General features: G+C 62.4%; 8 protein-coding genes. 5 read left to right on the forward strand and 3 right to left on the reverse strand.

The features are described from left to right. Positions 1-68: 68 nt before the first annotated feature. A complete protein-coding gene (locus KBY85_RS10640; RefSeq protein ID WP_254961478.1) occupies positions 69-4865 on the reverse strand; it encodes a hypothetical protein in 4797 nt (1598 codons plus the stop codon). Positions 4866-5136: 271 nt separating this feature from the next. On the opposite strand from KBY85_RS10640, the gene KBY85_RS10645 reads away from it, so the two are divergent. The 3 genes from KBY85_RS10645 to KBY85_RS10655 all read left to right on the forward strand — a co-directional run bounded on the left by KBY85_RS10645 (position 5137) and on the right by KBY85_RS10655 (position 8337). After that, a complete protein-coding gene (locus tag KBY85_RS10645) occupies positions 5137-6627 on the forward strand; it encodes a class I SAM-dependent methyltransferase (protein WP_254961479.1) in 1491 nt (496 codons plus the stop codon). Between the two features lie 27 nt (positions 6628-6654). After that, a complete protein-coding gene (locus KBY85_RS10650) occupies positions 6655-7167 on the forward strand; it encodes a J domain-containing protein (RefSeq protein ID WP_254961480.1) in 513 nt (170 codons plus the stop codon). A gap of 93 nt (positions 7168-7260) precedes the next feature. Further along, positions 7261-8337, forward strand: a complete 1077-nt coding sequence (locus KBY85_RS10655; RefSeq protein WP_254961481.1) for a helix-turn-helix domain-containing protein — start codon at positions 7261-7263, stop codon at positions 8335-8337. A 42-nt stretch (positions 8338-8379) separates the two neighbouring features. On the opposite strand, the gene KBY85_RS10660 is transcribed toward KBY85_RS10655, so the two are convergent. After that, on the reverse strand, positions 8380-8541 hold the full coding sequence (locus KBY85_RS10660; protein WP_254961482.1) for a ribbon-helix-helix domain-containing protein: 162 nt from the start codon (positions 8539-8541) through the stop codon (positions 8380-8382). 365 nt (positions 8542-8906) lie between these two features. Between KBY85_RS10660 and KBY85_RS10665 the strand changes: the two genes are divergently transcribed. Both KBY85_RS10665 and KBY85_RS10670 read left to right on the forward strand, forming a co-directional pair. Next, positions 8907-9554, forward strand: a complete 648-nt coding sequence (locus KBY85_RS10665; RefSeq protein ID WP_254961483.1) for a response regulator transcription factor — start codon at positions 8907-8909, stop codon at positions 9552-9554. A gap of 84 nt (positions 9555-9638) precedes the next feature. Then, positions 9639-9887: a hypothetical protein gene (locus tag KBY85_RS10670; RefSeq protein ID WP_254961484.1), complete on the forward strand. Its 249-nt coding sequence runs from the start codon at positions 9639-9641 to the stop codon at positions 9885-9887. 64 nt (positions 9888-9951) lie between these two features. On the opposite strand, the gene KBY85_RS10675 is transcribed toward KBY85_RS10670, so the two are convergent. Next, positions 9952-10392: a peptidylprolyl isomerase gene (locus tag KBY85_RS10675; protein ID WP_254961486.1), complete on the reverse strand. Its 441-nt coding sequence runs from the start codon at positions 10390-10392 to the stop codon at positions 9952-9954. Positions 10393-10613: the final 221 nt, after the last annotated feature.

Below are 10613 nucleotides of genomic sequence, written 5' to 3' on the forward strand. Positions count from 1 at the left end.
CAACAGAAAGGGGACCGGACCTTGTGGCCCAACCCCCTTGTGGGCGCCCGCAGGCGCCCCGTACCTGATCAGGCGCCGACGCGACCGCCCACCGAGCTCGCCACGGACTGGGAGTTCGAGATGGCGGAGGCATTGAGGGTGCCGCTGCCGATGATCGACACGTTGTAACCAGAGAGACCAACGGCATCGCTGGTGGCGGTGGCAACGGCGTTGCCGCTGACGGAGGTAGCCGTCACGGTGTTGCTCAGCTGGGCGATGGCTGTGATGCCGCCGCTGACGCTGATGGTGTCGATGCCGTTGCCGAGGATGCCGAAGGCATCCACGTTGCTGAAGGCGGTGGAATCGCCCTTCACCGAGGTGGCGGTGGCATCGAAGTCACCAAGGGAGGTGCCGATCACCGAGTTGGTGCCCACCTGACCACCAATGATGTCGATGTTCTCGATACCTGAGAGCTTGGTGGCGTTGGCAGTGGTGCCGATGGACGCGGTGGCGTCATCCGCATTGGTGTTGCCGGTGGAGGAGGCGAGCACGTTGCCGCCTGCCAGCACCTGACCTCGCACATCACCGTCGTTTGGACCGGCGGTGATCTTGTTGTCCGAGGCGCCCAGGATGCCGGTGACATCGAAGTCGCCGGTGGCGCTGGCGATGCCATCGGTGGTGGCGGCGGTGATTTGCACCTGGTTGCCGAGGGTGCCGGTGGCGTTGAGCGTGCCGATCACGCCCAGACCAGAGACGTTGCCTGCTGCACCGATGGTGAGAAGGCTGCCTACGTTGTTCAGGTTGAGACCCGTGACGTCGAGGTTGCCGTCGGCGGTGGCATTGCCATTGGTGCTCTGGGCGATGCCGGAGCCGGAGGCGAAGGCATTGGCGGTGACGTTGCCGGTATCACCGATGGTGATGTCTTGTCCACCGGTCTGGGTGATGCCCGCGGAATCGAGGGTGAGGTAAGCGGCGGCGACATCATTTGGCGCAGCCGTGTTGCCAACGTTGGTGGCAGCGGCGTTACCCACCAAGGTGGCGCTGGCGGTGAGGTTTCCATCGTTACCGATGGATACCGCACTCGTCAGCAAACCGTCAGCGTTCTGGGCAACCGTGGCCGTGGCCGTGCTGCCTACTGCTGCGTCATTGCCGGTGGTGGATGCTGTGGCATTCAGCGTGGAGGCTGCCGTAGCAGAGATTGTGCCGGCGTTATTACCAACAGTGATGTTGGAGGAATTGACGCCCACAACGGTGGAGTCAGTGACGACACTTCCAGCGGTGATGGTTGCACCACCGACGTTGGCTGTGGCCGAATCCTCCACCGAGGTGGCCGTACCGGTGAGGTTGCTGACTGCCTGGAAGGTGGCGCCGTTGGTGAGGCTGCCGCCTACCTGCACAGTGCTGGTGCTATCGAGAGCACCGACATCCGAGCTCACGCCGGCACGCGCCGTGCTGGTACCGCTCATGTTGCTGGCCGTGGCCGTACCCGTGAGGTTGGCGGTGGCTGTGAGGCGACTGGCGTCGTTGCCCACCGTGAGGGTGGTGGAGGTGATGCCGAGGATCTGGTCGTTCAGGCCGACGGTGGCGGTAGCGCCAGCATCAGCTAAACCGGGATCACCGATGTTGCTGGCGGTGGCCGCCTGGGTGCTGGTGGCGCTGGCGGCGATCGACGCCCCGTTGCCGGCGTTGATGCTCGCCAGGTTGATGCCCTGCACGACGTCGTTGTTGACGGTGGCAGTTACAGGCGTTCCAATGGTGTCAGCATCCGTGGCGGCAGCCGTGGCCGTGTTGGTAACTGTGGCGTTACCGATGATGCCGGCGCCGTTGCCGACAACCACTGCTCCGGTGCCATCGCCGAGGCCGCTGGTGGTGCCGGCATCGATCGTGGCGTCCGCATCGCCATCGACCGTGGTAGCTGAAACGGTGTTGGCGCCGGTGGCCTGGCCACCGATGGTGCCGGCGTCGCCCACGGTCAGGGTCTGACCGGTGAGATCGATACCGGTATTAGCGGTAACCGTGATGCCAGCCGCTGCATCGGCCTTGGTCGCCGTGGCGCTGGCAGCGCTGGTGACCGAGCCAATACCGGTAACGGTGCCTTTGTCACCGATCTTGGTAGCAGCCGCATCAAGCGACAGACCAGCGTTGAGGGTGGTAGTGGTGGTGGCTTGTGAACGGTCACCGGCCGTAGGTGCAGCAAAGCTGTCACCAACGGTGACGGAGGTAGCCGTCAGCCCGAGGCTGGCCGTACCGGTGAGGCTGCCGCTGCCGCCAACGGTCATCACGCCGTCGCTGTTCACACCTTGGTTGGTGGTGCCGGTCGCAGCCGCGATGGCATCGCCGTAGGTGGAGGTGGCAGCTGCGGTGTCGCTGCCGGTCGCCTTACCGGTGATCGTGCCTTGATCGCCGACCGTGGTGGTCAGAGCATCGAGACCGATGTTGGTTGTTGTGGTCGCCTTCGAGTCGGTGTCACCTTGGACTGAGGTAGCAGTCGCTGCCTGAGTGGAGCTGGCCGTCGCTGAGAAGGTGGCGTCGGCACCGAAAGTGGTGGAGCCGCCGGTCACGTTGGTGTCAGCACCGACGTTGGTGGTGGCTGTGGCGGCAGCGACTGCGGTATCGGTGGCTGTGTTGGCGGCATCCCCCACCGTGGTGGCGACGGCTGCACCGTTGAGGGTGCTGCTGGCGGTCACGGTGGCGTTATCGCCAACGGTGAGGATTTCGGTGACCAGACCTTTGGAGGTGAAGGTCTGGGTTGTGGCGGCCGCGCCCTCGGCGGTCGAGGTGGCGGTGGCCTTGAGAGTGTCGGCAGCGGTGGCGGTAATCGTGGCGTTGGCGCCGATGCTCACCGTATCGAGTGTCGTGGACGCGCCGTTACCGAAGCCAACGCCAACCAGGTCAAGGTTGTTGCTGGATACAGCGTTAGGTGTCGCAGGTGGTGTAGTCGCAGTTCCACCAGCCGTAGCAGTCGCCGTGCCGGACACCGAGGTGGCGACGGCATCAGCCAACACCTGGGCATTACCGGTGATCGTGCCGCTGGTGCCAATGCTGCTGACGTCAGCGGCGGCGCTGGACAGCTGTATACCAGCGACGAGGTCAGCACCAACGCTGGCGTCGGCATCGGCGGCAACGGTGCCTGTAGAGCCCGTGGTCGTGGCCGTGGCTTCCGCATCCACCAGGCCTTGGCCCAGGATCGTGCTGCTGCCACCGATCACGGCGGGATTGGTCAGGTTGATGCCTTGAACCGTGGTGCTGTTGCTGATGGCATCTACTTCGCCCGCCACCGAACTGGCTGTGACGGCGTTGGTGGTATCGGCAATACCGGCGATGCTGACGTTGTTGCCAACAGTGAGGCCATCGACCGACGCTGCTCCATCGCCGATGTCGATGCCGATGGCTTTGCTGAGGGTGCCCGTGGCGAGAGCGGCATCAGCCGCACTACCGCCCGCACCGGTGGTGCTAGCCGTCGTGACCAGATCGGCATCGGTGCGGCCGAGGATGCCGTAACTACCGGCCTTGGTCGCGTCGCCACCAACCGTCAGCCTTTCAACGTCCAGACCAGCGGTATCGGTAACCGTGTTGGTGGCGGTGGCGGTGAAGGCATCAGCCAAGCTCGACCCGATCGTGGCAGCCGTCACCGTGCTGGTGATCCCTGCTTGGGTCTGGATCACGGCACCGTCGCCAACGACGATGTCGCCAGCCTCAATACCGGAGGTGTCGGTAGTGATAGCGGTGGCAGCGGCGTCACCATTGGTGGTGGTGGCGGCAGCCTTCACATCGGCGAAGCCGAGTGCCGTGATCGTGGCATCGTTGCCGACAGTGATCTTGTCGTTGGATGCCGTGGTGTTCTGGACCGTGCTGATACCAACGGCATCACCCAGGGTCGATGTGGCCGTCGCGTCGCCCGTGGTGGTGAGCGATGTGGCCGAAACCTGGAGCTTGTCGGCGCTGGTGCCTGCGGTGGCGCTGATCGTGGCGCCATCACCGAAGGTGATGTTGCCGGAGCCAACGGTATCCGAGTTGATGCCCACCGCATCGGTGATCGTGGCTGCGGAGGTGGCAGCAGCGGCGGCTGTGCCCCCGGCAGGAGCACCAACGGTGGTGGCGGAAGCCACAGCGTTGGCGTCGACATTGGCGATCAGGCTGCCGGTGGTGCCGGCCTGCACGCCCACGTCATCGAGGCCGTAGCTCTCTTTGATGTAAGCGGTGGCGGCTGAACCGCCGTCCGTGTTGACCGAGGTGGCAGTGGCGGTGTTGTCGACCGTTACGCCAACGGTGGCGGCGGCGCCGATCACCACATCATTGGTGGTGGAGCCGCCAGTGGCCGAATCAATGATGCCGCCAGTGTTACCGGTGAAGCCGGCGTAGGCGGAGGAGGCAACGATTGGGGATGTTATCGCCAGGCCGGTTGGAGAAGCCGTAACCGCTGTGCCACCAGGCGTAAGGGCCAACTGGAAAGTGTCACCAGCAGCGCCCGGTACACCAGCCGCTGTGTAGTTGGTTACGTAGTAAGGAGTGATGACAGTGCCGTTAGTCACGAGGATCTGATCCCCGTTAGCCATGGCGGCGGTGTCAGTTGCGCCCCGAGTGAAGGTGGGAGATGAGAAAGAAGGAACTGCAAGGAACGGCGTCGCGTTGACCGCATTCACCGTCGTCGCTGAACCGGTGACCACACCGGTTTCGTTGACGGTGAGGGTGCCGTTGCCGCCCACGTTCAGGGTGGAGTCGAGGACGCCTACGTCCTGAATCGACACCGCGTTGCCGGTGGCAATGCCGTCAACGGTGGTGGCGGCGGCGGTGGCCGTGGAGCTTGCGGTCACGGTGTCGGTCAGGTTCTGACCGACGACGACGGCGCTGTTATTGACGCCTGTTGCTGAATCTGTTGCAGCCATGGATTTGGGAAAAAGTTGGGGGAACGCTGTTTATTGCACACGCCCCCCCTTGGGGACGTCTCACAAGTATTCCCGCTTGAGCAACACTTTAGGGGGATATTTACGCCCACTAGGCAAGGCAACTCTGCGCAAATTGACATCTGCTCATTAACAACTGAGCGGCTTTAATCATTGCCGCTTAATCGCCCATGCGCATCAGCGCGTTGCCGCCTGCTGACCCACCCTTTGCCGCAGTTGATCGTTCAGGCTGGCGCCCATTCGTTTTTGTGCCATGGCCTGGGATCACGGCTACTTCAGTGCCACTTCGTACACCTGCGGCGCCTACCGCGAGCTGGCCCCAGCCTGGCTGGATTTTGCCGCCCTGCTCAAGGGCCACCAGCCGCCCCGAGGCCATGAGGGCGAAGCCTTCAGCTACCTCGAGCTCGGCAGTGGCATGGGCTTCGGGCTCTGCCTGCTCGCCGCCGCCTACCCCGAGGGCCAGTTCACAGGCATCGACTTCCAGCCCGATCACATCGTGCACAGCCGCCGGCTGGCCCAGCGCCTCGGCCTGGCCAACATCAGCTTCCAGGAGGCCGATTTCCTCAGCCTCGCCGCCAGCCCCGGACCCCTGTCCGCTGCCCATCACTACGTGGTGGCCCATGGCATCGCCACCTGGATCAGCGAACCGATCCAGGCCGCCCTGTTGCAGTTGGCCTCCGCGGCCCTAACGCCTGGCGGCATCCTCTACTGCTCTTACAACACCTTTCCCGGCTGGCTGGCCGCCACCGCTTACCAGCACCTGGCCGACGAGTTGCGCCGGGGTGGCGCCCATTCCGGCCAGACCCTCAAAGGTGCCGCTGAACGGCTCACCGGCCTGCTCGGCAGCACTGAAGCCCCCTCTGCCCTGGCCCAGGCCCAGCCGGCCTTGCGGGCCAAGTTGGCCCAGATTCCCAATCAAAACGCCGCCTACGTGCTACAGGAATACGGCAACGAGGGCTGGCAGCCCATCTATGTGGCCGACCTGCACCGCCGCTGCGCCACCCACAAGCTGCGCTTCCACGCCAGCGCCACCCTGCCGGAAAATTTCCTTGATCTGCTGCCCGCCAACGTGCGGCCCGCCGTGCTGGCCGAAACCGATCCCGGCCTGCGCCAGAGCCTGCAGGATCTGGCCATCAACCAGTCATTCCGCCGCGACCTGTTCCTGCGCGGTGTGGCTTTCAGCACCGATAGCGAACTGCGCCAGCGCATCAGCGGCGTGATGCTGCGCCTCCTAGAGGCGCCCGCCACCGAGAGTTACGTCTTCACCACCAGCTTCGGCCAGGTAAGCGGTGCTGTCGAGCGTTACCGCCAGCTGGAACAGGGCCTCACAGGCGGCCCCCGCAGCTTCGGCCAGCTGCTCGAGGACACCGGCATTGCCCTACCGGAACTGGCCAAGACCGTGAGCTTGTTGCTTCACTCCGGCCGCATCGGCTTCGATCGCTGTGCCTGCGCCGATTTCAACCGGGCCCGCCAGGTGAACGACCAGTTGCTTGAGCTGATCCTCGATGGCCGGCCCTACGACCATCTGCTGGCGCCAGGCAGCGGCGGCGCCGTGGTGTTCTCCTTGGTGGAGGCCCTGATCCTCGATGGCCAGCGCCGCCACCTGGGCGGCCAGGAGCTGGAACAGCACCTGCAGCAGGGCCTGGCCGGCCGCGGTCGCAGCCTCCAGGGTGAAGCGGCCGAGAAGCTCACGGCCTTTGCCGAACGCCAACCGCGGCTGCAGGCCCTTGGCGTGCTGCCATAAGGAGGCGCCCCCGCCACTCACCCACGCTTGGCAGTTGTTGCCGCGCTGCTGTTATCCCTGCTCGGCCTGGCGGCCCTTTGGGGCCTGTTGCGGGCCGGCCTGTCGCTCTCCCTGCTGCTGATGGACCGCTGGAGCCAGGCATGCCGCGACGCCATCACCAGTGAGCGCCTGCAAGAGCAGGGCCAGCGCCAGCAGCAGGCCCTCAACCAGCAGCGCCGGCGCCGCCGCGGCTGGTCGATAGTGGATCTCGATGGCCGCACCCTGGCCCTGGAGGCCAGCCAGCTAGAACCCTTTGCCCAGCGCTGCCGCGCCGAACTCGGCCTCAGCGACCCCTGCAGCGTCAGCGAGCTGCGGCGTCACTGGCGCCGCAGCAGCCTGCGCTGGCATCCAGATCAAGGCGGCGACAACGCGGCCTGGCTTAGGCGCCTGCGGGCCTATGAAGCCCTGCGCCAGCTTGGCCGTGATGCCACGGCACGACAACTGGTGAAGGCGCTGCCGCCGCCCCTGCCCGCCGTGAGGCGCCGCTGGCGCTGGTTTTGATGGGTTGGGCCCTTGCCTACTCATTAATAAGAAAGGGGCCTTGCGCTTATTAAGGAAAATGAATAAGATTGTAGCGCTTAAATTTTAATTTCGGTGCCGCACCTGTTGCTAGAGGGCAAGGCCGACCGCTATGCAAGCTTTCTGACCTCTAAGGCGAAGGCCAGCCTTGAAAAGGCCTCCGAAGACTTTCACTTCCAGATCCGCACCACAGAAAGCCCTGGGCTGCTGTTGCGATACGTAAGCACCCACGGCCAAGCCAGCAACCATCGCGAGCTTCCCGACGCCTTCTTTGCGTTGATGCTCAGCTTCAACCCCGGGGGCTACAGCAGCACCACCCCATTAAGCGACTCCAGCCCTCTCACTACAGGCCCAAGCTTGCACTGGCATTTCGCCAACCACAGCTGTGTCAACCACCATCGCAACTCGAAGGTCACCTACCTGCGAATGGAAAGCGCCGCCCTGCTGCGCGAGCTCTCCGCCCAGGCGATTCCGGTGTCCCAGCTCGCCTGCCTACAAGGCGCCGCGGCACCGGAGTCGCTGCTGCAATTGATCGAAGTCCTGGGTCTGCAACTGGCTGCTGCTGACGTTCGCGAGCAGGTGCAGCTCACGGAGGTTTTTTTCAAACAGCTCGGCCAGGAGCTAAGGCTCCTGCTGGGCCCGCCCACAGCCAGCGAAGCCAACGCCGCAGGCCACGTTTCGCTTGCGATCGGGTGGATGTTGAGCCGGATTAGCGAGCCGATCAGCTTGCAAAAATTAGCTACTGAAATCAGCCTGACCCCCCGCAGCGTGCAGGCTTTCTTCAAAAGCGTGTTGGCAATTTCGCCAATGCGCTGGCTGAAATTGGCCCGCATAAGTAAGTTACGCGAACTTCTCTGGTGTGGCGATATGGCGCCCCTCTCAATTCAACAATTGATGGGCCGCTGCGGCCTCAGTAATACCAGTCTCAATCGCCAGCATTACAAGGATGTTTACGGGGTTAGCCCCACGGAAGACAGACACGAAGCGCAATACATCAAAACACAAGACGACGAAATAAGCAAAGTCTCTGGATATTACAAATTCAGCAGCGCAAAAGCGGCTATTCAATACCTAGAGGGCTTAATCGACATGGATGGGGAAGAAGGCCAAAGCCACCAAGTAGCAATGGTAATTAAATCACCCAACACATAAAGCAAATACTAATTATTAAAATTCGATCTTGATTGATAAGTTTCACTCAAAACTTTTGAGCTCCTGGCGAATCAACTTGGCCATTAAGGCCGAGAGCGTTGTGTCTTGATCCAGCGCATGCAAGCGAAACTGACGGCAAAGGCTGCGCGGCAGGCTCACGGTGATGCGGGACATCGAGTCGGAGCTCTCTGCAGACATCTCCATGGCCCCAGACCTTTCAGGGCTGAATTTGGGATTTCCCTCTGACAGAGCTTGCACTTCTCGAGGCTCTGCAACCGAAGCAGGGCTGGTCATTCGCAAATGGAATAGAATTTTGCCACAATACAAAATGTTGTCGGGTTCGACTGTCAATCCGGCCGCTTGCTTCGCAATCCGGCCACTTTATTTCGCAATCCAGCCGCTTTCATCGCAGTCGCAAATTCACGCTCAGGTCACCAACCGTATCAATTAATACATTCCAAAGCTCCCCAGTCAGCGTTTCCTATTCAGATTTTGCGATGGACCTCACAAGTCGAATCAAGGAATTTCGCAGCCATCAGCGCAGTGTGCGGAGCTGGTTTTTAACTACAATGCTGCCTCAGAACACCGTGATGGCCAGCGGCAACAGGCTTACTTTGTTGCTGATCGGTCAATTGATTCTGCGGCAGAGTCGCCCTTTCAAAGCCATCACCACCGAAGCGGAATCCGTAGACGCCCTGGCGGCTCTTGAGCCGGGATTGCTGATCGTGGCCTCTCCCCTTGAGGAGGGCGACGCGATCAGCCTCTGCCGCAAGGCCCGGCAACAACAACCCAAGCTCAAGATCCTGTTGATATTGGACGCACAGGACAGCAAATCAGCCTTCCGGGAAATCGATGCCTTGGTGGATGCGGTGCTGCACACGCACGACATCGGCGGCGACGACTACCCGTTAGTGAACGCCCTAATGGCGATCCTGCGCTCTGGCCGCTACCGCAGCCCCTCGCTACGGCAGCCGCAACAGGTGGATCCGGGCTCTCCAGCAGTTGAGCAGCGCTCCAGGGAGCCCCAGCTAACGCCTCGTGAACAGGAGGTGCTGGACCTAATCGGCCGGGGCCTGAGCGATCGCCAGATCGCCACCAGCTTGGGGCTCAGCTACGAAACCGCCCGCACCTACGTCAAGACAGTCCGACGCAAGCTGGGCAGCAACAACCGCCTGGCTGCCGCGGCTTGGTCTTGGCGGCGGCGCCCTGACTCTTGACCCTCCCCACATGGGGGGGGGGGGGGGGCAAACACCAACTACCGCCGTGAAAAGGTGTAATTATGCAGATACCGCTTAACAGGCATGCATCTCCTGCAAAGCGCTCCAAAAGCTCCTTTCCATGCTCGCCTCCCTCTAGTGAAGAATTCGGGAAAATCGGTCAAAAAGCTCTCAGTGCTTTTGTCATCAGAGCTACATCTGCGCTCCAAGCGTCAGGCGCTGCTGAATGATCAAACTCTGACCGATCTGATCGTCTCCCTGCTAACCAGTTATCTCGATTCGGTTGATTCGGCCTCACAAGAAAAATCCCTCCGGAATGGCGAAGGGATTTAGGGCTTACTGAACTATCACTGAGCCAATCCTGAAGCGTCAGCTTTCAGTCCTGGATTGTCAGCTTTCAGTCCTGAATTGTCACTTTGTTGATGCGGCTGCCGTTCTTCAGGGCCGTAACCACGTCCATGTTGCCGGTGAGGCCGAACACGGTGTGCACGCCATCAAGGTGGGGCTGGGCTCCGTGACAGATATAAAACTGCGAGCCGCCAGTGTTCTTGCCGGCATGGGCCATGGCCAGGGTGCCCGCCTGGTGCTTCTGGCTATTGATCTCGCAGTTGATCTGGTAGCCGGGGCCGCCGGTACCGGCGGTGCCACGGGCGCCTTCACGACTATTTGGGCAACCGCCCTGGGCCATGAAGCCGGGAATCACGCGGTGGAAGGCCAGGCCGTCGTAGAAGCCCTCCTTGGCGAGCTTGGTGAAGTTGGCCACGGTATTGGGTGCATCGGCCTCGAACAGTTCGAGTTCGATGGTGCCGGCGTCGGTCTCCATCAAGGCTTTGGTCACGGCGGCAGGGGATAAAGGCCGACTTTATGGGGTGGCACGGGCCAACCGGCTGAAACGCCATGCTGAGAATGGGGCAGGTTCAAGCCGGACCAAACCTTTTCAACGCCCCGTCGCCAGACCCCGCCGCCGATGAGCAGCCCCACCCCCAACTCCCCTAACGGCATCGATCTCAGCCGCGCCCGCCTGGGGATCCTGGGGGGCAGCGGTCTCTACGCCATGGA

It is taken from the genome of Cyanobium sp. BA5m-10, assembly GCF_024346255.1.
Classification (GTDB): domain Bacteria; phylum Cyanobacteriota; class Cyanobacteriia; order PCC-6307; family Cyanobiaceae; genus Cyanobium_A; species Cyanobium_A usitatum.

Bases quoted from the DNA above. Each gene is read 5' to 3' on its own strand.
- KBY85_RS10640 (WP_254961478.1), bottom strand. From the start codon at position 4,865: ATGGCTGCAACAGATTCAGCAACAGGCGTCAATAACAGCGCCGTCGTC.
- KBY85_RS10645 (WP_254961479.1), top strand. From the start codon at position 5,137: ATGGCCTGGGATCACGGCTACTTCAGTGCCACTTCGTACACCTGCGGC.
- KBY85_RS10660 (WP_254961482.1), bottom strand. From the start codon at position 8,541: ATGGAGATGTCTGCAGAGAGCTCCGACTCGATGTCCCGCATCACCGTG.
- KBY85_RS10665 (WP_254961483.1), top strand. From the start codon at position 8,907: ATGCTGCCTCAGAACACCGTGATGGCCAGCGGCAACAGGCTTACTTTG.
- KBY85_RS10670 (WP_254961484.1), top strand. From the start codon at position 9,639: ATGCATCTCCTGCAAAGCGCTCCAAAAGCTCCTTTCCATGCTCGCCTC.